We start from the raw sequence: 20058 nt of genomic DNA, 5'->3' as shown, positions 1-20058 counted from the left end.
TTAATAAAATTTTAGAGTAAAGTTTTTGCGATGTAATTTGACGAGAGTTTTTAAATAATCTAACGCTTCTGTAAATTATCTGATATACTTAGGTTCGTCACATACTTTAATTATTACCAGAGGAGAGTACATCATGCAATCACGTTTAACTAAGACATTGTACCTTGGTTTAGCTGCATTAAGTTTGGGTGCCGTTACGGCGGTTTCTACAACTGCTAACGCTGCTTCTAAGGCTAAGGTCACTTCTACCAAGAAATTAAGTTCAGCACCAGAAACTCGTAATGTTGTTGCGACGGGTAAGAATGCACTTTACACGAAGCCAGGGACGGTCAAGGGTGCCAAAGTTGTTGCTTCAAAAGCCAAGATGGCCAAATTAGCTAATTCCAAGAAGTCTGCAGACTATTTCCGGGCTTATTCCATTGCAACGACGAACAAGGGGTCTGTTTACTACAAGGTCGTTACCATGAATGGTAAGTACCGGGGCTACGTTTACGGTGGTAAGAACGCTGATGCATTTGCAGGAGGGATTACTTCTGCAGAAACGACTAAATCAGCGGCATTACCATCACGCACTGCTGGCTTTAAGCTAACGGATGTTAAGAAGAACACTTTATGGAATGCACCTAAGTACACGCAATACAAGGCTAAGAAGGTTAGCATGTATGGTGTGAAGGATACGGATACTTTTACGGTTTCTAAAGCTGCTACCAAGACCCGTGAAGGCTCTTTATACTACTACGTGACTGACGCGCAACGTCCATCTGTTTCTGGCTGGATTTACGTCGGTAACGGGTATCAGGATGCAACTACGGTAACTTTGGGTGGACTGACTTTAGGAACTGCTGAAGCGGCTGCTACAAACGATAACAGCGTTAAGATTGTTTATCGTGATGCTGCAGGTCAATCGGTAGGTAATGCTACTTGGATCACCGCCGCTGCTAAGACTAAGGCCGGAGATAAGGTTAATGATGCTAAGAACGTTGCAGGTGTTAGTCTGTCTGACTTCATTGCCAACTCCAAGCCAGCAAATTACAAGTTGAATGCTACGGTTGATACAGCCAATGCTACTTACGGCAACACCGTTTATGTTGACGTGGTAGCCGCTGCAACATCTAAGATTCAGATGGTTATTGATAACGTTGATGCCAAGGCCGGGACGGTTACAAATCCACTTGGCGTTAATGATGTATTATCTGCCAGTGATTTATCAGCAACGTTAAGCACGGCTGGAATTAACGCTTTGACGGGGACGCAAGGCCAAGCCTTCTCAACTACTGATCTTAATGCTGTAAAGACGGCCTTGGGTGCTAATAATGCGGTTAAGGGTGCTAAGGTGTACCATGATGCTAATGGCAAGTCTTACTATTACGAATTTACCTTTGAACCTGAAAACTTTAACGGCGATAACCGGACTAAGAATTACGGTGACACGTTGAAGGCCAGTTTCAAGGCAACTTTGGTTGAAGGTAAGCTGAATACGACTACCTCAAATAGTAACTGGATTGCTTAGTTAATTATTTTTATAGTGTAAATGAATGGCATGCTGGCTTTGGCTGGCATGTCATTTTGTTTTGGAAAATTTAGGAGTTGTCTTGAAAGCATTAGTTTCGGTATAATTTGCTTCTGTGTTTAAAATTGAAGTACACCACTTAAGTAATAAGGCTAAAAATCATGACAAAGCTCGCCATTTTGTCATGATTTTCTAGTTACGCATTTGCTTTTAGAGAGGAATAGCAATGACCGTGGATGCTTTAGCGAAGCGCATCATCGGCGTTGTACGGCAACGTAATGTCCCGGTGACCAATCTGCAGTTACAAAAGGTTCTGTTCTTTACACTAAAACAGGCGCTTAACCAGCAACTACTTAATGAACCTGCGATTGAAAAGACTTATGATCAGCCGTTTGAGGTTTGGCGGTACGGGCCAGTTGAGCGTGAGATTTACGAGAAGTACAAGGTCTATGGTGCTGATCCAATTACGGAGCGAGACACTGAGAATTCTGAGTATCAGGTATTGAATTCTGTGATTTTTCAATTTTTGCAACGGGACACTTTCGAGCTTATCCATATTTCACATCAGGAGAAGTTTTGGAGTCAGCATGAAACGCATCTAATCGGTTGGCGAAGTCAGATTGCCTATACTTTGGACGACGTTGCGATGGAAGATTAATTTTGATGATCAAGCCAATGCAAAACTGAAATTCAGATTGATAATCAAAAGGCACGATTCTCAGACGGAATCGTGCCTTTTTAACGTGCCAGCCAACTTAGCCACACTCAGGGGGTTAATGGTTGTTAGACGACTTGAATAGTATAGTTACTGACCTTACGAACTTGGGTATGGTCAATCGATTTGTTGGTGGGTTGATTGCTGGAGGGCGAAGCGCATCAGCTGGTCTAAGTCGGGCGTTTGGGTGAACGTGGTCAGGTCGTCGGTGTTGAGGAGGGTGCAGAGCCACTGGTCGATCTCGTCGCTAAGCGGAATCAATCCTACCTCCATCTGCCAGTAAAGCAGATCGGGAAGCTCGAAGTAAGCGGCCATGTGGGCGACCGTCCATTGGGAAGCCAAGCGGACGTAACGCAAGATATCCTCCGGCCGGTGCGTGGCCTCAGGCCTGGTCGTGGGGTCCGTCAACTGGGCGGCGGTCATAGCGCTATCCGGCCAAGCTAACCGTTCGCGACGGTGTTGCCACTGCTGGTGCGCCCGAATAGCTTCGGTGTGGGCGTGAACCGCGGCGGAAAGGTCGGGGGCAACCTGGAGTTGCGCGAAGCTTTCCGGAGTCAGGTCATAGATCTGGCAGACCAGCGCCAGACGTTCCTGGTCCAATTGACCCGCTCGTTGGCGTTCTAGGTACCAATAAGCCCAGGGTTGAATGTCATAGATGGTGCGGATATCGTACTCAAAGTCAGCGGTGCCGGCTGAGTCGCCATATTTTTCGAGGCGCAGGGCCTTCAGTACGGCACCAATCGTATGTTTTGTCATGGAACAGCTTCCTTTCCTATTTAGCACTTCCCATCATATCAAGTCCGGTCAGCAAGTTCATGTGATTTCGTTAAGAATTTACGAAGAAGTCGAATATTTCTTTTATAAATATATTTATAGTTCGTTGTACTAGTGATTGAAATGTTGTGCCTAAACACTTAGATAGCCCAACAATATCAATCCCTGTGCAAATTACATTTTAAATAACAAATGAGCTAATATCTTGCCATTGTTCGTGATTTATGACATTATAGCGGTGGTAAGGATAACTGCTTAGGCAGTTAAATACCCTTACCGGTCAGGTTGAAGCAAGGAGTTTTTGGAGGCGGTTTCGATGATTTCTCTTAGAGGACTCACGACTGAATTCCGGACAGGACTTCAACGAACGGGGGTCTTAAACCTTGTGGATTTACATCCAGAAGATGTGACGATTGAAGTTCCTGGTGATGATCCTGAGATTGATTGGGAACATGTGCTGTATATCAAGAATTGTCGGGGATATGACAAGTATTCGGGCAGTATCGTTTGGACGACTACTGGAGGGTTCTTCCGGACGCCGTTAAGTGCGATTAAGGTCATTAATCTGCGGGCTAATACCGGTGTTGTTTGCTGGTTAGACATGAAGGTGTATCGCGACCTGATGAATCGGGAGTACCTGCACCAACAAGTCTCGACGTTGCCCTATGTTTTAGGGAATTTGCAACTGGTAACGATTGGCGCAAAAGTCAACAGTCAGTACAGCTGGCTGAACTGTACGATTATCAACACGATTAATCGAACAGCTTATGAGACACATTCAGAGGTTTTATTGGATGATGGGTTTGATGAGAGTTTAATGATCGAAGTAGGAGAACGTCCGGGTACGTTGAAGAAGAAGGCTCGTTGCGCAGCTTATATTCATCGTAATGAGCAACAGCACCTCGGGTTGATTCAAGCCCAACATCGGGCTGGGTACGGTGTCCGTCGTGGCGCTCATCCCAATGATACTTATCTGGCCGATATTCGGGCCGCGTTACACGCATTACATATCAGTCGGGATGTTAGGTTAGTTCGTCAGGCTTTTGATAATATTCAATATCCGATGCCGGATGATCAATTGCGTAAATTAGTGATTACGATTCGACAGGACGAACGCTTAAATTAATGAGAGCTAAGAATCCACTGGAGGAGATGACCGCAGTGGCTGGATTAGAAATCAAATTTGAGCAAAAAATTCACACTCCCGTGATTTTTTTACAGTGTAGCTGTTTGTTCTATGTTACAATACGAAGAGTATCAACTTAGTCCATCAGTATTTTGGGTTCTAGGTTGGTTTGCGATGACTATGTTTTAGCGGCCATGGCTGGGCCAACCACCTAGGCCATGACTGCCATGAGGAGGAAGAGCGTCATGACAGATGTTGACGAAATGGCCGTAGACATCGAGCGGATTCACCAATTGAATTCGGTGCTACGTCCCTTTATTAAGCGGCCAAGCAGTGGGGATGCGGTCACTTTTGAACAATACCGGATCTTACATGAATTGATGAAGGAAAAGACCAGTACCAGTGAATTATCCCGGCGGTTGAACGTCGGCCAATCGATGATTTCCATTCAAATCAGTCGGTTGCTGAAGAACGGGTACATCCAAGACGAAACGTTACCGACTGATCGGCGGTACCACGTCTTCCAGATTACCGAACGCGGAGAAGCGATTCACGAGCACGTTAGTCTGGTCTTAGCCCACGAATTGCCGCAATTGATGTCAAAGTTATCATCATATGTTAAGTCATAATCAAAAAGCGCTGGTAGACGAATTGTCCATCAGCGCTTTGTTGTGTGTTCAACGAAACTTATTCAGCGGCCTCTAACTTTTCTTCTGGTTCTGGTAAGGGCGCGCCATTCTCATCGACTAGTTGTAATTCGGTTTGCCGAATGACCACTAAGTCCCCGAAAGAGTCAATTTTATCGGTTTCCTTTTTCTTCAGTTGGTCTGGTTCAACTTTGACCAACGCAGCGTGTTCGTAGATCTTGGTGATGGTGCCGTAAAAGGCATCGGAAAACAGTTCGGTTTCCTTGCAGTAAACCCGGTCATTTTCGTGTAAAGCCATGAATGATCGTCCCCCATTGAAAGTATTTCTAACAGGGTAAAGGTAAACCGCGAAAATGTCAAGGAATAATCTTAAAATTGTTCGAGAAATCTAACTGGCCGGGCTAAGTGGGGGAACGGCGCGAAGATTTACTTGCGTCGCAACCGTTCGATGCGGGCTTGTGTCTGGAAATTCTGCAGGGTTTCGGTCTGCTTGGCGACCTGAGCGGCCATGTCCGTAAGGAAGGTGATCTCCAGGTCGTCTAGGGGCGCCGTCTGTTGCGCGGCGTCTAAGAGTTGATCCATGCGGACGGTCAGGTCCTGGGTGGCTGCCTGGAGGGTCGCGAAGGCGGGGGTGCCCACTAATCCCGTGGCGGGCAACGCGGTGGTCCGCAGGGGTTGGGTGACGCGCGGCGTCGCGGCAACGGGCCGGCTGTTCGCCGTTACCTGGACGTTGCTGGGCCGGGCAGGTGCCGCGGCCGCTCGTTTGGGTTTGGCCGCCGTTGCGTCAAAGTAATAGTAGACTTCGCGCGGTTTTAGGGCCGCTTTCTTGATACGGTGGTCGATCGACGGGGCGGCGGAGACGGCCCCCATCACCACGGAAGCCACGTAGCCCTGTTCCCCCAGCATCTGCCGCAACTTGACGGCCCGGATGCCCCGAATCCCCGGGAACTTTTGCTCGGAGACCGTTTCGACCTCTTCTGGATCTTGCAACCAGGCGATGATTTGTGCGCGAATCTTGGCCGCCTGGCTATTCTTGGTGTTTGCCACGAAATTCACCCTCCAATGTGGAATTTAGTCATTGGTTCTATTAGACCATGTTTAATTGGGTGGGTGCAAGCGTCGGTGCCGGGTTTCCGTGGTTTTTTCGCGCTTTTTTAGCCGACTGCCAAAATTCGCGGTGAAGTATGGTACAATCGACTTACACAGAGAATTTTAAGAGTCGTGTCGGGTCTACGGCACAGGCTGAGGGTTCGTGGCGTCACGGCACGGATCCATGACGGGAAGCTTCCACATAAGCGCCAATGCGGGGAGGCCGCACAGTGACGTGCGCCTGCCTTTTTTGTTTGGGACGTCGTCAGCCAGCTTGAAAGAATATAGGAGTGAACGATTTTGCATATTTTTAGAGATGAAAACGGTATTCGCCTCGTGGTGTCACACCAACTGGGTCACTTTGCCGCCCGTTTCGCAGAGTACGCCCCTGAACAGGAGTTTATCAACTACGCACTACGTAAGGATGCTAAACGTGGCCGTTATCATCTGACCATTGAAAAGACCAACGTTCCCGAATTAGACCAAAACGTCTTCAAGCAAGAATTAATCTTCGGTGACTTGGGAGACAGCCTCACGCCAGTTCCAGGCGTTACGTTAATGTTAATCTAGGAATTCACGACCAGCCGGTTTGACGGCTGGTTTTCTTTTGGCCTCGATTTACTGATAAAAAGTTAGCCATTTGGCTTGCATACTGTAATTATTAGCGTTACAGTATGGTCAGAAACCAATAGAAAAGGGGTTATCTTATGACAAATATCCTAGTTCTGGGCGCCCACGGGAAGATCGCCCAATTGGCCACGGCCATGATGGTCCAGCACCACGACCTACACCTGACGTTATTCTTGCGGAACGCGCAACGGTTGGCGGACCAAGCCAGCGACCAGGTCAAGGTCGTTGAAGGCGACGCAGGTCAACCGGCTGACCTGAAGGCGGCCATGACGGGAATCGACGTGGTTTACGCGAACCTCGCCGGCAGCAATATCGAAGACCAGGCCAAGAACGTGGTGGCTGCGATGGACGCGGCGGGCGTGAAGCGGTTGATCTGGATTTCCACGTTAGGCATCTACGACGAAGTACCGGGTAAGTACGGTGAGTGGAACCACCAACAACTGGACGGTGGCTACCTGGAGACCTACGCGGCAGCGGCCAAGGTCATCGAGGCATCGGATCTGGAGACCACCGTGATTCGGCCGGCCTGGTTGAGCAACCACGATGAGATCAACTATGAGACTACTCAAAAGGGTGAACCCTTCAAGGGAACGGAAGTGTCTCGTAAGAGTATCGCGGATCTGGTCACGAAGCTAGTGCTGGACCCTAGTCAGGCGATTCACGAATCCCTGGGGGTCAACAAGCCCAACACCGATGGCGATAAGCCGGCGTGGTATTAAGCTGGCGGTCGTCCCTAAGCTAAACGTGTGCAATACCGTAAGTTTCGCGTTATAACGAAGGTGAGTGGTGAGTCCCACCACCTAGAGACGCGTTTCTAATTAACGCCCGGTCAGCGCCTAAGCGGCTAGCGTCACTTTTCCTCCAAACAAGACCCCATAGCGGGGGCGCTCCACGGGTGTCCTGTACTGATGATTCGCCGATGACGGATCGTCAGTATTTTTTTATTTAGCGGGTGGTTTGGGGGTTAAACTGTCCAGGAAATTTTTTGTGTCTATTCTGTTGCAAACGCTTACAGCATGTGGTATATTACCAGTGTAGAAAGGATTAGGAGTTGCGATTCACAGCAACACTTGATCTAGTTGATACACTGCTTTAGTTAGAAACAGATTTCCGTTTTCACGTAAGTCTGAGTCAACAAAGTACCAGTTCCAGAATGCAACACATGTACCAGCGCACCAAGCTTAGATGTTTTAGGTTTCAGGTTTAGGCAACAGTAGAGGTACCTTTTCGAAACATGTAAGACAGGTAAACCTTCTAACGAACTCTAGAAGAATCAATTGGCAAGACACTTCACAGAAAATTGAATAGCTTTGTGGTAACTGAGATGTTTTAAGATTTAGCAAACAGAGTCACGAATGCAGTACTAGAGCTCGAATGTTGGTCTGGCAGGCAGCACAAAGATTTCAGTAAGAATCGTTACCAGTGACAGTTGGTCAGAACCAATGAAGGAATTAAGTTCTTCAGTATCACCGAGACGGTAGTCAGAAACTAAACAAAATGAAGAACGACTGCGGCAGCTCGGGAGAAATTAAAGTTTATGAGGCGATTAAGGATTAATACGATTACGAAACGGAAATTAACGGATCGCAACCTCCTTTCTACGAACTAATGGACTTCAAGCTGATTCCTAACCTTGCTTGAAGTCTATTTTTATGGTTTAGCTCCTCGGCGCAATTTGGATACATAGGATTTTGAGAATTGCTTCGCGGATTGTCAAAAATGAGAAAGGGATTAGTGTCATAGGTAAATCCTTTTAGCAAACACTGAGCAGGGATTGAGAGCGGTAACAACTTCCGAAGCCAATCGGTGAGTCTCTCAGATAATGTTCGGGAAAAATGCTTTTTCTTAAGTTTTCCCGCGAGAAGCATTTACAGCCCTCACCGGAAAAGGTATATTATTACTAAGGCCGGCGCGGGAAAGCGATTCTTTCTTGTCGCCGATGAGAAAGGAAGGGTGTCCGTTGGCTTTTCATCGCATTTTTGTCTTAGACCTTGCCGGTGTCGGCATGGGAGAAGCCCCCGATGCCAACCGCTTTCAATCCGTGGGTGCGGATACCATTGGCCACGTTGCCCAGCAATGGCTCGGAGACCTGAGTCTCCCAACATTACAGCAATTAGGCTTTGGCAATATTCGGATTACGAACCCAATCCCCGGAATTCCACCCGTGGAACAACCGACTGGTTATTTTGGTCGCTTGCACATGGCTGCACAAGATAATCGGCGGGCAACGGGTCTACGAGAGATGTGGGATTACACGGGTCCGATTCGTACCGAAAGCGTCTTCACGACGTTAACGGCGGCGGGGTACTCGGTAACCTTAGCCGGGCCGTTCTTGAGCTACCTGGCGACCCAGACGCCCGCTGAGCGGTTCCAAGTTGGGACCAATCAAGCGGCCTTCCAGATTTTATATGATCGGTTGAACGCCCCAGTCTCTGGTTTGACTTACGTGGTCTTGCCGGAATTTCGCTTTGCGGGGGAACATCAGGACTTGGAGGCCAGTGCGCAGGCGTTGCAGATGACGGATCAACATTTGGCCCAGGTGATTCATGACTTGGGGGCCAACGACCTGTTGATTCTGACCGCGACCCACGCCGCCGACCCAACCTTTGGGCCGACACCGACCCGTGAATACCTGCCTTTGTTGGTGTATTCACCATCCCGGCAAGCAAGTCACGCGTTGGGCATTCGCCGGACGTTAGCGGATGTGGGGGCTACGGTCCTCGAGAACTACGGCGTCGCCCCGACGACGACCGGACATAGCTTATTGAATGAATTAACGCAATAAATGAAGAAAACTGAAAGGGGGTGGGGCAACGAGTTCCAACCGGATATCGAATGATCACGAATGCAAGGGTTAGCGGTTACTGTCATATCACTTATTTTTTCACCAAAATCCCGCTAAGTTTCGTGGTCGTTGGTCACCGGTTTGTTGGTCGTAACAGAAATTATGCGTACATAGTTTCTGCAGCAGCATCGTGTCATAAACGTTGAACGTGGGGCGCCACGTTGCGTTAAACAATATCGGAAAGAGGTATTTTGACCAATGTTAGTCGCAATTAATATTTTAGGGGTAATTGTTTACCTCGCTATCGCTTTCCTGTTCTCTAAGGACAAGAAGCATATCAACTGGCGGTCTGTTGGGATCGTTTTAGTCATCAACCTGTTACTGGCCTGGTTCTTAACTGGGTTCCAGATTGGACGGGACATCGTGCAAGGTGCCGCGGACGGGTTCAACTGGTTGGTTGAAGTTTCCTACCAAGGGATCATCTTTGCCTTACCTAACTGGGTAACGCCAATGTATGGTGGGACTGCGAAGTCCATGAACTTCATTACCAGTGCTCTGCTACCAATCTTGTTGATTGTTCCACTGTTCGATATCCTGACTTACATCGGGGTATTGCCTTGGATCATCAAGTGGGTTGGTCGTGGCCTGTCCTTCGTTACCGGTCAACCTAAGTTCGAATCATTCTTCTCTGTTGAAATGATGTTCTTAGGGAACACGGAAGCCTTAGCCGTTTCCAAGTTGCAATTACAGACCATGCGTAAGGAACGTGACTTAACCTTAGCCATGATGTCGATGTCTTGTGTCACGGCGTCCATTTTGGGGGCTTATACCCAAATGGTGCCTGGTCAATTTGTTTTGACCGCCGTTCCACTGAACATTTTGAACGCGATTATTATTACCAACATGCTGAACCCTGTTAAGGTCGCACCTGAAGAAGATACGATCGCCAAGGTCGGCGGTGCTGGTGCTGCTTCTGAAGCTGCCGAAGCCGATGGGGCCGAAGAAAACGGGAAGCGCGAACCATTCTTCTCCTTCTTGGGTGACTCCATCTTGGGTGCCGGTCGTCTGGTTCTGATCATCACGGCTAACGTTATCGCCTTCGTTGCCTTAGCGGCCATGATCGATAAGATCTTGATGCTGTTCAACCCATGGCTGACTTTGGAACACATCTTGGGTGTAATCATGTTCCCATTTGCTTGGTTAATGGGTCTGAACGTCCACGACGCCTTCCAATTCGCCCAATTCATGGGTACTAAGTTAGTCACGAACGAATTCGTTGTCATGGGTAAGTTGGTCGGCAAGATCAACAACCCAGACCTCTTCTCCGCTCACTACCGTGCTGTTCTGACCGTCTTCATCACGTCATTCGCCAACTTCGGGACGACTGGGATGATCATCGGTGCCTTCAAGGGTATGGTTGACCGTGAAAAGAACGATTTGATTTCCAAGAACGTTGGTTACATGTTGCTTTCCGGGATTCTGGTATCCTTAATGTCTGCCGGGATCGTTGGTCTGTTCGTTTGGTAATCACCGTTTAACATCTGATTGATAGACAATCAGTGATATAGCCCAGAGGCGCTTAGTTTCTGGGCTATCTGTGTCTAATGGGCCCGTCGATTTAGGGGCTTGACGACCGTTGTGGGTTCAGTCTATGATGGTTGCACGGGTGCCGACCTTCCTAGTGGGGAGTGAAACCCAGCCGGATGCGTGAGACCATTCGGTTGCAATGCCCGTGAAGTTTGTACGGTGGGATTAGCCGTATTGAAAGCTAGGGAATTTGTATGGAAAAGGAACCAGTTCAGGTAGACCAAGTTGCGTCACTGAATGATCTTGCGAATGAGATGCCCATGCGTGAAGTGTGGCATCACAAAGATATTTTACGGAATGAGATTATCGCCGGCGTCACCGGCTTCTTCGCCATTTCGTACATCATTGTCGTTAATCCGGCAATTCTAAAGGACGCGGGGATCCCCATGGATCTCAGCATCTTCGCCACTATTTTCTCGTCGTTCTTCGGGTGTATGGTCATGGCCTTCTGGGCCAACGCGCCCATCATCCTGACGCCGGGAATGGGGGTCAACGCCTTCTTCACCTACACCATCGTGGTCAATATGGGCCTCAGTTGGCAGGAAGCGTTGGGAATTGCGGCGGTATCCAGCTTTGTCTACATGCTGATTGCGTTTACCCGGGTCTCCACGATCCTATCGGCGTCGATTCCGGAGTCGTTAAAGCACGGCATCACCGCCGGTATCGGCCTGTATCTGGTCGAGATTGGTCTGGAAAAAGCCGGCTTGATTGTGGCCGGTAAGTCGTCGTTGATTGAATTGGGGGATTTGACCCAGCCAACGCCGCTGTTAGCACTGTTCGGTTTGGCCTTGAGCTTGATTTTGTATCTGCGTAAGGTCAAAGGAAACTTCTTCATCGCCATCGTGGCGACCAGCCTCCTCGCGTTCTTCTTGGGCGTGAAGGATAGCGGGACCCCGACGGTCGACTTGGCCCGTTTAGGCCAGTATCACAAGATTGTCTTTCAGAATGATTTTTCAAGCTTCTTCACGATTCCGTTCATCCTGGCCGCCTTCTCGATGACCATGATTCTGGTCTTCGAGTCCATGGGGCTGGTCCAAGGTTTGTTACCGAACCAGAAGAAGTTCAAGAAGACCTTTGAGGGCGGATCGGTCACGACCTTTCTGTCCGGGTTCATGGGAACCAGTCCCACGGTTGCCGCGGCCGAGAGTGCCTCGGGAATCGAAAGTGGGGGCCGAACGGGGGTCATGGCGTTAGTCGCTGGCCTACTGTTCTTGCTCTCACTGCTCTTCGTCCCCTTACTGGCTTACGTGCCGTCCGCAGCGATTGCGCCCGTGATCATCATCACGGGGGCGCTGATGATGGCCGCCATTGCCGGGATTGATTTGAGCGACTTTTCTGAATGGTTTCCCGCGTTTCTGATTATCGTGTTGATTCCATTCACCAACAGTATTTCGACCGGGTTAGCGTTTGGTTTCGTGGCTTACCCGATTATGAAGCTGGCCTTAGGGCGGACTTACGAAGTCACCGGGCCACTCTACCTGTTGGGAGGATTGTTCTTACTAGACTTGGTGTTTAGCACCCTGCTGTAGTGGGGGCTTTCCTTTTGCGGGTAATCGTAAGCGGTTACGAGAATTACTTAAACCAAGTTTTATCCTGAGGAGGAAATCACAATGACAATTAAAATTTTGATGGATACCGACCCTGGTATCGACGATGCAGCGGCTTTGACGATGGCCATCAACGACCCGAAGATCGACTTGAAGTTGATCACCACGGTTGCTGGGAACGTTACGGTCGACAAGACCACTAAGAACGCGTTGAAGATCGTACGGTTCTTCAACCAGTCCATTCCAGTGGCTGCCGGTGCCGAACAACCCCTGTTCAAGGACTTCGAAGACGCTGCACGGATTCACGGGGAATCCGGGATGCCAGGTTACGACTTCCCAGAAGACCTGCCTAAGCCACTGAACAAGACGGCCGTTGAAGCCCTGCACGATGAGATCATGGCTAGCCAAGATCCCATTACCTTAGTGCCAACGGGTTCTTACACCAACATCGCCTTACTCTTCTCTGAATACCCAGAAGTGAAGAGCCATATCGACCGGATCGTGGCCATGGGTGGTGCCCTGGGTAAGGGGAACATGACCAGTGCCGCTGAATTCAACGTCTTCACCGACCCAGATGCGGCGGCTATCGTCTACAAGTCCGGGATTCCGATTGTCATGGTTGGCCTGGATATCACCATGAAGGCGCTGTTGACTAACGAAAACATCGAGAAGTTACAACACATCAACGAAGCTGGCCAGATGCTGCACGACATCATCATCAACGATGGTGACCACAGCGACAAGGGTAGCGCGATGCACGATGTGAACACCATCTTCTACCTGCTGCACCCAGAAGCCATCAAGACCGAAGATATGTGGGTCGACGTGGTTACCCAAGGCCCAGCTATCGGTGAAACGGTCGGAGACATCCGGGGGGCTTACCACAACGGCAAGACCAACGCCAAGGTTTCCGTCGACATCGACGACCAAGCCTTCAACGACTGGTTCATGCAAGAAGTTCGGAACATCAAGATGTAAGTAACATCACGGCTTAGTTGACACGGGTTAAGTTGACTAAGTTGAACGGCCCCGTCACTGCGGGCTTCCTAGCCGGGAAGTCGCGGCAGTGACGGGGCCGTTTTTTGTTTGTAATCTTTACACGAACGAAACGTTATCGATACGGTTTCGCGACACGCCCGTGCTACGATTAAGGTAATCGGAAGGAAGATGATTGGATGACGGTCATGCAAGGTGAGACGTTGCTTCTGATTATTTTGTCCTGGTTACCCATGCTGTGGTTTCGCCAGAAACCCGGCAAGTAGGTTGAAGATGGTCGATTGAGTTTGGCGCAATGGTTCCCGACTGCGAGCGGGGCGTTGCGCCTTTTTAGCGCACGGTGGGACGGGTAACTGTGAAAACTTTACACGATGTTGACACGGACCATACGAATTCTTTACATGATTCCGCTATCCTGAGAGGTAGCTTCACCATTGGTCGAGCTATGTAGTCGTCCGGGGGAAACACGACGACTGCCACTTTTTTGCGATGGGGGGACGCGCGAGCATGAATAAATTTACAGTGGTTCATTTATCCGATATCAAACTGACACCGGCAACCCGAGCGGGCGAGTCGCCGACCCCGGGACCGTTGGCGACCATTTGGGCGGATCTGACGACCCACGACCTGGACCCGGACTTGATCGTGATCAGTGGTGACTTGTTTCAGAGCGGGGCCACGACGGACTACCAGTGGCTCCGCACCTACTTACACCGACAGAGTCACCGATTAGGCGTCCCGATTCAGGTGGTCCTGGGGGATCAAGACGACCGGACGGCCTTTAACGCGGGGTATCTTCAGCGCACGGTGCCGTACTACGCCTATAAGCAGGTCTATCAGAACATGGACTTTTACTTTTTAGACAGTAAATGGCGTTCCCGGCGCACCGCCGGCTGGCTAGGCCGCGACCAGTTAGATTGGTTGAACAAGAACCTGCACCTGGCACCGCGGCGACGGGCATTTCTCTTCTTACATCACCCGCTAGACGCTCCGTCCTTGCGTGATATGCGCTATACGTTGCTCCAGAATAATCGCGAACTGTTGGCGATTCTCCACGGACACAACATTGGCGGGATTTACGCGGGCCACGTTGAGTTTGCGGCCAATTACTTAGTCGATAACGGGTTGCCCGTGACGGTGGTCAGTGGGGCAGCCAACTACGTGGATTGCCAAGATCCACACCAGCACCGAGTCCATCCGGCGACCAGCTACAACGTCATCACGATTCAACGCGGTGTCGCCAGTGTGACCACACGCCCGTTAGCGTTTGAGCCACAGGTCGTGCGGACAATCGACGTGGGGAACACGGGGTTTGCCAAGCACCGGCCACGGTTGAGCCAACCGTACCAGTAGCCATCAGATCAGTTCAGAGGATTACCGTGGGGGACTGCGGTAATCTTTTTTAGCGTCCACGCGAAGCGGCGCTATTAGCGGCAACTAGCTGGATTTTTGAACGAAAGAACAAAATTTCAAAAACCATCTTTACATTTGTTCAAGAATACGATATCCTATTGTTGAGCAAATGAAAGGGGTTTCATAAAAATGACATTAACAACTCAAGCACTCGCCAAATACATGGATCACACGAACTTAAAAGCTGACGCAACGGAGGCCTCCATCAAGCAGACTTGCGACGAAGCCAAGCAATTCAATACGGCTTCAGTTTGCGTCAACTCGTACTGGATTCCATTCGTGACTGAACAATTAAAAGATAGTGATGTTAATCCCATCGCCGTTGTAGGTTTTCCCCTCGGAGCCATGGCAACGGCAAGCGAGGTCTTTGAAGCACAGACCGCGATCGACCAAGGTGCCGAAGAAATCGACATGGTCATCAACGTGGGTGAATTAAAAGCCAGAAATGAAAGCGTTGTCAAGAACGACATTCAAGCCCTCGCCGAAGCCGTTCACGCCAAGGGCAAGCTCTTGAAAGTCATCTTAGAAACCTGCTTATTGACCGACGACGAAATTGTGCTGGGTTGCCAACTTAGTGAACAAGCCGGGGCCGATTTTGTGAAGACGTCGACCGGATTCTCCACGGCCGGGGCGAAGGTCGCCGACGTGAAGTTAATGCGGCAGACCGTTGGTGACCGGTTAGGCGTCAAAGCTTCCGGCGGGATTCACAGTAAAACCGAAGCCTTAGCCATGATTGAGGCCGGTGCCAGTCGGTTAGGGGTCAGCGCGACCGTGGCCATTCTGACGGACCAGACGGCTGACCAGAACGCCGGTTATTAGCGGGAACAGGGGGTAAGAACGATGGCATTTAAGCGAATTTTTGGATTAGTCATGGATTCAGTCGGTGCGGGAGCGGCGCCTGATTCCGGGAAGTACGGTGACCAGGGGGCCGATACCTTGGGCCACGTGGGTCAGTTCTACGAGGGAAACTTACAGTTGCCCAACCTGGCTCGCTTAGGGTTGTCCAACCTGCACGGCACGCCGATCATGGGCGTCCCCGTCAATCCTGACCCGCACGCCTACTACGGTAAGATGCAGGAAATCTCCGCCGGTAAGGATTCCATGGACGGCCATTGGGAAATGATGGGGCTGCCCGTGACCAAGGCGTTAAGCACCTTCCCTAACGGCTTTCCCCAGGACCTCTTGGACAAGCTAGAAGCCTTCTCTGGCCGTAAGATCATCGGGAACCGTCCTGAATCGGGGACCAAGATCATCGCGGAACTTGGCGAACAACAGATGCGGACCGGCGACCTGATCGTCTATACCTCGGGCGACTCCGTCATCCAGATTGCCGCCCACGAAGACGTGATTCCCCTGGCGGAACTCTACAAGATTTGTGACTATGCCCGTTCGTTAGTGAACGGCCCCGAATACTTAGTCGGGCGGATTATTGCTCGGCCGTACGTTGGACCGGACGCCCAGCACTTTACCCGGACGGCGAACCGGCGTGACTTCACCTTAGAACCGACCGGTGAGACGGACCTGGACCGCCTGCAAAGCGCCGGGGTCCACGTGGTGGGCGTTGGGAAGATCAACGATATCTTCTCCGGCCACGGCATCGACGAAGGCTACCATAACGAAAGCAACATGGATGGGATGGACCACGTGGATCACGTGATGGCGGAAGACTTTGAGGGCTTTTGCTTCATCAACCTGGTCGACTTCGATGCGATGTACGGCCACCGGCGGAATCCGCAAGGCTTTGGCCAAGCACTCATGGACTTTGACCGGCGGCTCGGGACGGTGCTGGCGAACCTGCGCGATGATGACCTGCTGTTAATCACAGCCGACCACGGAAACGACCCGACCTATACGGGGTCGGATCACACCCGCGAATTAGTGCCGTTGCTGGCCTACTCACCTAGTTTCAAGCAGGGGGGCAGCTTAGGCATCCGTTCACCATTTGCCGACTTTGGAGCCACGGTCCTGGATAACTTTAACGTCACAGGGAACGGCCGAGGCCACAGCTTCTTGGCAGACCTTAACTAGACAACCGACAGGAGGACGTCGATCATGAGTAATCATTTAGAAGCCCGAATGGGTGATATTGCCGACACCGTGTTGATGCCCGGTGATCCGTTACGCGCGAAGTACATCGCCGAGACCTTTTTGGACAACCCCGTTTGTTATAACCGGGTGCGCAACGCCTTCGGGTACACGGGGACCTACCAAGGCCACCGGATCTCCGTTCAGGGAACGGGGATGGGGATTCCTTCCATTTCAATCTACGCCAACGAACTGATCAATGATTACGGCGTTAAGAAGCTGTTTCGCGTAGGCACGGCTGGTGGGATGAGCCCAGACGTACAGCTCCGAGATGTGGTGCTCGCCCAAGGGTCCTCGACCGATTCAGCGATTATCCAAAACACGTTTGGTCCGGGAATCTATTACGCCCCCATCAGTGACTTTGGGTTGTTAGACACGGCTTACCACGCCGCGCAAGACTTGAAGATTCCCGTTAAGGTTGGTAACATTTTAGCCGAAGATCGGTTCTATAACGATGAGATGGACCGCCAGAAGTTGATTGACTATGGGGTGGTCGCTACGGAGATGGAATCGGCAGCACTGTTTATGCTGGCGGCCAAGTACCAGGTCAAGGCCCTTTCCGTTCTGACGATCAGTAACCATCTGATCACGGGTGAATCGACGAAACCAGAGGAACGGGAAAAATCATTTAACGATATGATCAAGGTGGCGTTAGAAGCCGCGATTCGTTAAACGAACCAGCAGACAAATTCGGATAGATGGGAAGTACCAGGGAATGGCAGAGACTAGAGACGAACGACTAAAACAAAGCTTGGTGGTGGCCAAGCTCTACTATCAAGGTGATCAGAGTCAAAGCCAGATTGCACAACAACTGGGCATCTCCCGGCCTACGGTATCGCGGTTGCTTCAGTTCGCCCGCCAACAGGGGTTGGTTCAGATTAAAATCGTGGATCCCATGCAGACGGTTCAGGCGCTGGAGACGGCCCTTAAGCAACAGTACGCAATTGAAGTTCACGTGGTGCCCACGCAGATGACCCCGTTAAACGACCTGGTCAACAAGGTCGGGCAGTACGCGGCACGCTACCTTGAGCAGATCGTGACCGAACACGATATCATCGGCATCGGGTGGGGGAAGACCATCTACGCCATTGGGATGAACCTGGAGCCGGACGCGTTGACCGGGGTCGAGGTCGTCCAGCTTAAGGGGGGCGTGAGCTACGCCAAGGAACACACCTACGCATTTGAAAGCCTGGAAGCCTTTGCGAACGCCTTCCACACGGTGCCTCAGTACTTGCCCTTACCCGTCATCTTTGACCATCAACAGACTAAGGAATTAGTGGAAAAAGAACAGCATATTCAACACCTGCTGGCTTTAGGGCGGCAGGCCAACATTGCCATTTATTCGGTGGGGACCGTCCGGAAAACGGCGCGGCTCTTCCAACTCGAATACCTGCAGGACCAGGAGAAGCAGTACCTGCAAGCCCATGCCATCGGGGATATCTTTTCCCGGTACATCGACCGACGGGGCCAGATTGTCGACCCCGAGTTGAACCAGCGGACCATTGGCATCTCGTTGGATGACCTCCGCAAGAAGCAACATTCGATCCTGGTGGCGGCCGGGGATGCGAAGGTACCGGCTGTTCAAGCAGCTTTAGAGGGCGGTTATCCCAATTGCCTGATTATTGATCAACACGCTGCGGCCGAGTTGCTGAAAGCAACGGCGGTTGACTAAGCGATCTTCAACAAGGAATGGAGTGATCAACCCATGCGAATGGTTGATATTATTGATAAGAAACGTAATGGTAACGAACTGACGTCTGCCGAAATTCAGACTTTCGTAGACGGCGTGGTGTCGGGGAAGATTCCGGACTACCAGATCAGTGCTTTTCTGATGGCCACTTACTTCCAGGACATGACGGACGCGGAACGTTCGGCGCTGACCATGGCCATGATGAAGTCGGGGGACCACCTGGACTTATCCGGAATTGACGGCATCAAGGCTGACAAGCATTCGACCGGTGGCGTGGGCGACAAGACCAGTATTCCGTTAGCGCCCATCGTCGCTGCCTTAGGGATTCCGGTCCCCATGATCTCTGGACGGGGACTCGGCCATACGGGTGGGACCTTGGATAAATTGGAAGCGATTCCAGGATACACCGTAGAAGTTGCCGAACAGGACTTTTTAAATCAAGTTCAGGATGTAAAGTGTGCTATCGTCGGGGCAACGGGGAACATCGCCCCCGCCGACAAGAAGATCTACGCCTTACGGGATGTGACGGATACGGTCGACTCGATTCCGTTGATTGCCAGTTCGATCATGAGTAAGAAGATTGCGTCCGGGACCGACGCCTTGGTCATCGACGTCAAGACGGGCTCCGGAGCCTTCATGAAGACGCTCGATGATTCCCGGGCCTTAGCGCACGCCTTAGTGGAAATCGGTAAGGGCGTCGGGATGGATTGCATGGCCATCATTTCGGATATGAATCAGCCGTTAGGGAATGCCATCGGGAACGCCTTAGAGATTCAAGAATCCATTGACATCTTAAAGGGTGAAGGACCGCAAGACATCACTGATTTAGTACTGACGTTAGGGGCCCACATGGTGGTAATGGCTAAGCAGGCTGACGACTTAGACACAGCCCGGGCCATGTGTGAACGGACCATCACCGATGGGTCCGCCCTGGCTAAGTTTGGGGACATGATTGCGGCCCAAGGCGGCGATCGGCAGGTGATTGACCACCCTGAAATCATGCCGCAAGCGACCTACCAGATTGCGCTACCGGCTAAGACCAGCGGCGTCGTTAGTCACGTAGCCGCAGATGAGATGGGGGTTGCGTCGATGCTCTTAGGTGGTGGTCGCCAGAAGGCGGATGACCAGCTGGACTACGCGGTCGGTATCATGATGAATAAAAAGATTGGGGATGCCGTGGAAGCTGGCGAACCCTTGCTGACCATTTACAGTAACCGGGAAGACGTCGATGACATCAAAGATCTGCTGTACCAAAACATCACAATCAGCGATCACGCGGATCCCGTCACGTTGATTCACGAAACCATTCGTTAAAGTTTTAATGTAAGCGGTTACCTTGATGGCCTTGGAACTTCACTGAATGGTTCGCTAGGCCAATTAAATATTCTAAGATGAGCTCTGTAAAACCTGCTATAGTCCCCTTAAGGTTGACAGATGAAAAACTATAATTCATCTATCAATTTT

General features: G+C 50.7%; 19 protein-coding genes. 16 read left to right on the top strand and 3 right to left on the bottom strand.

All coding sequences use genetic code 11. From position 1 onward, the window contains the following. Nucleotides 1-133: 133 nt before the first annotated feature. Together FD30_RS08375 and FD30_RS08370 are read left to right on the top strand one after the other, a co-directional pair. Nucleotides 134-1510: a hypothetical protein gene (locus tag FD30_RS08375; RefSeq protein WP_056944648.1), complete on the top strand. Its 1377-nt coding sequence runs from the start codon at nucleotides 134-136 to the stop codon at nucleotides 1508-1510. A 226-nt stretch (nucleotides 1511-1736) separates the two neighbouring features. Then, on the top strand, nucleotides 1737-2168 hold the full coding sequence (locus FD30_RS08370) for a Panacea domain-containing protein (RefSeq protein ID WP_056944647.1): 432 nt from the start codon (nucleotides 1737-1739) through the stop codon (nucleotides 2166-2168). Between the two features lie 174 nt (nucleotides 2169-2342). On the opposite strand, the gene FD30_RS08365 is transcribed toward FD30_RS08370, so the two are convergent. Then, nucleotides 2343-2981, bottom strand: coding sequence for a hypothetical protein (locus FD30_RS08365; RefSeq protein WP_056944646.1), 639 nt, complete (start codon nucleotides 2979-2981; stop codon nucleotides 2343-2345). Nucleotides 2982-3384: 403 nt separating this feature from the next. Between FD30_RS08365 and FD30_RS08360 the strand changes: the two genes are divergently transcribed. Both FD30_RS08360 and FD30_RS08355 read left to right on the top strand, forming a co-directional pair. Beyond that, a complete protein-coding gene (locus FD30_RS08360; RefSeq protein ID WP_147000024.1) occupies nucleotides 3385-4125 on the top strand; it encodes a hypothetical protein in 741 nt (246 codons plus the stop codon). 245 nt (nucleotides 4126-4370) lie between these two features. Next, on the top strand, nucleotides 4371-4754 hold the full coding sequence (locus FD30_RS08355) for a MarR family winged helix-turn-helix transcriptional regulator (protein ID WP_024747215.1): 384 nt from the start codon (nucleotides 4371-4373) through the stop codon (nucleotides 4752-4754). 58 nt (nucleotides 4755-4812) lie between these two features. Here the strand turns inward: FD30_RS08355 and FD30_RS08350 are convergent, their stop codons facing one another. Both FD30_RS08350 and FD30_RS08345 read right to left on the bottom strand, forming a co-directional pair. Beyond that, complete coding sequence (locus FD30_RS08350; protein WP_024747216.1) at nucleotides 4813-5070, bottom strand: hypothetical protein; 258 nt, start codon at nucleotides 5068-5070, stop codon at nucleotides 4813-4815. A 128-nt stretch (nucleotides 5071-5198) separates the two neighbouring features. Continuing rightward, the gene (locus tag FD30_RS08345; protein WP_056944644.1) at nucleotides 5199-5819 is read right to left on the bottom strand and encodes a hypothetical protein; all 621 of its coding nucleotides are present in this window, start codon (nucleotides 5817-5819) and stop codon (nucleotides 5199-5201) included. A gap of 342 nt (nucleotides 5820-6161) precedes the next feature. Between FD30_RS08345 and FD30_RS08340 the strand changes: the two genes are divergently transcribed. From FD30_RS08340 to FD30_RS08285, 12 genes are all read left to right on the top strand, one after another. Further along, a complete protein-coding gene (locus tag FD30_RS08340) occupies nucleotides 6162-6431 on the top strand; it encodes a hypothetical protein (RefSeq protein WP_024747218.1) in 270 nt (89 codons plus the stop codon). Nucleotides 6432-6568: 137 nt separating this feature from the next. Next, a complete protein-coding gene (locus tag FD30_RS08335; protein ID WP_056944643.1) occupies nucleotides 6569-7210 on the top strand; it encodes an SDR family oxidoreductase in 642 nt (213 codons plus the stop codon). A 1241-nt stretch (nucleotides 7211-8451) separates the two neighbouring features. Further along, nucleotides 8452-9276, top strand: coding sequence for an alkaline phosphatase family protein (locus tag FD30_RS08330; RefSeq protein WP_056944642.1), 825 nt, complete (start codon nucleotides 8452-8454; stop codon nucleotides 9274-9276). A 258-nt stretch (nucleotides 9277-9534) separates the two neighbouring features. Continuing rightward, on the top strand, nucleotides 9535-10803 hold the full coding sequence (locus FD30_RS08325; protein WP_024747221.1) for a NupC/NupG family nucleoside CNT transporter: 1269 nt from the start codon (nucleotides 9535-9537) through the stop codon (nucleotides 10801-10803). A 254-nt stretch (nucleotides 10804-11057) separates the two neighbouring features. Continuing rightward, nucleotides 11058-12392: an NCS2 family permease gene (locus FD30_RS08320; RefSeq protein WP_024747222.1), complete on the top strand. Its 1335-nt coding sequence runs from the start codon at nucleotides 11058-11060 to the stop codon at nucleotides 12390-12392. Nucleotides 12393-12473: 81 nt separating this feature from the next. Next, nucleotides 12474-13388, top strand: coding sequence for a ribonucleoside hydrolase RihC (gene rihC, locus FD30_RS08315; protein WP_024747223.1), 915 nt, complete (start codon nucleotides 12474-12476; stop codon nucleotides 13386-13388). A 525-nt stretch (nucleotides 13389-13913) separates the two neighbouring features. Then, nucleotides 13914-14759: a metallophosphoesterase family protein gene (locus FD30_RS08310; RefSeq protein ID WP_082604865.1), complete on the top strand. Its 846-nt coding sequence runs from the start codon at nucleotides 13914-13916 to the stop codon at nucleotides 14757-14759. Between the two features lie 189 nt (nucleotides 14760-14948). After that, nucleotides 14949-15638, top strand: coding sequence for a deoxyribose-phosphate aldolase (gene deoC, locus FD30_RS08305; protein WP_056944640.1), 690 nt, complete (start codon nucleotides 14949-14951; stop codon nucleotides 15636-15638). Nucleotides 15639-15659: 21 nt separating this feature from the next. Further along, nucleotides 15660-16847, top strand: coding sequence for a phosphopentomutase (locus FD30_RS08300; protein WP_056944639.1), 1188 nt, complete (start codon nucleotides 15660-15662; stop codon nucleotides 16845-16847). Nucleotides 16848-16871: 24 nt separating this feature from the next. Next, nucleotides 16872-17576 carry a purine-nucleoside phosphorylase gene (deoD, locus tag FD30_RS08295; protein ID WP_056944638.1) on the top strand — a complete coding sequence of 235 codons (705 nt, stop codon included), beginning with the start codon at nucleotides 16872-16874 and terminating at the stop codon, nucleotides 17574-17576. Nucleotides 17577-17619: 43 nt separating this feature from the next. Continuing rightward, entirely contained in the window at nucleotides 17620-18576 is a 957-nt protein-coding gene (locus FD30_RS08290) for a sugar-binding transcriptional regulator (RefSeq protein WP_056944637.1), read from the top strand. Between the two features lie 33 nt (nucleotides 18577-18609). Then, the gene (locus tag FD30_RS08285; RefSeq protein WP_056944636.1) at nucleotides 18610-19908 is read left to right on the top strand and encodes a pyrimidine-nucleoside phosphorylase; all 1299 of its coding nucleotides are present in this window, start codon (nucleotides 18610-18612) and stop codon (nucleotides 19906-19908) included. Nucleotides 19909-20058: the final 150 nt, after the last annotated feature.

Origin of the sequence: Levilactobacillus namurensis DSM 19117, from assembly GCF_001434785.1 — a bacterium.
In the GTDB taxonomy this organism is placed as follows: Bacteria; Bacillota; Bacilli; order Lactobacillales; family Lactobacillaceae; genus Levilactobacillus; species Levilactobacillus namurensis.
Note: the sequence above shows the minus strand (reverse complement) of the source record. Positions and strands in the feature narration are given on the sequence as shown.

Bases quoted from the DNA above. Each gene is read 5' to 3' on its own strand.
- FD30_RS08375 (WP_056944648.1), top strand. From the start codon at position 134: ATGCAATCACGTTTAACTAAGACATTGTACCTTGGTTTAGCTGCATTA.
- FD30_RS08370 (WP_056944647.1), top strand. From the start codon at position 1,737: ATGACCGTGGATGCTTTAGCGAAGCGCATCATCGGCGTTGTACGGCAA.
- FD30_RS08365 (WP_056944646.1), bottom strand. From the start codon at position 2,981: ATGACAAAACATACGATTGGTGCCGTACTGAAGGCCCTGCGCCTCGAA.
- FD30_RS08355 (WP_024747215.1), top strand. From the start codon at position 4,371: ATGACAGATGTTGACGAAATGGCCGTAGACATCGAGCGGATTCACCAA.
- FD30_RS08350 (WP_024747216.1), bottom strand. From the start codon at position 5,070: ATGGCTTTACACGAAAATGACCGGGTTTACTGCAAGGAAACCGAACTG.
- FD30_RS08335 (WP_056944643.1), top strand. From the start codon at position 6,569: ATGACAAATATCCTAGTTCTGGGCGCCCACGGGAAGATCGCCCAATTG.
- FD30_RS08325 (WP_024747221.1), top strand. From the start codon at position 9,535: ATGTTAGTCGCAATTAATATTTTAGGGGTAATTGTTTACCTCGCTATC.
- FD30_RS08320 (WP_024747222.1), top strand. From the start codon at position 11,058: ATGGAAAAGGAACCAGTTCAGGTAGACCAAGTTGCGTCACTGAATGAT.
- rihC (WP_024747223.1), top strand. From the start codon at position 12,474: ATGACAATTAAAATTTTGATGGATACCGACCCTGGTATCGACGATGCA.
- FD30_RS08310 (WP_082604865.1), top strand. From the start codon at position 13,914: ATGAATAAATTTACAGTGGTTCATTTATCCGATATCAAACTGACACCG.
- deoC (WP_056944640.1), top strand. From the start codon at position 14,949: ATGACATTAACAACTCAAGCACTCGCCAAATACATGGATCACACGAAC.
- FD30_RS08300 (WP_056944639.1), top strand. From the start codon at position 15,660: ATGGCATTTAAGCGAATTTTTGGATTAGTCATGGATTCAGTCGGTGCG.
- deoD (WP_056944638.1), top strand. From the start codon at position 16,872: ATGAGTAATCATTTAGAAGCCCGAATGGGTGATATTGCCGACACCGTG.
- FD30_RS08290 (WP_056944637.1), top strand. From the start codon at position 17,620: ATGGCAGAGACTAGAGACGAACGACTAAAACAAAGCTTGGTGGTGGCC.
- FD30_RS08285 (WP_056944636.1), top strand. From the start codon at position 18,610: ATGCGAATGGTTGATATTATTGATAAGAAACGTAATGGTAACGAACTG.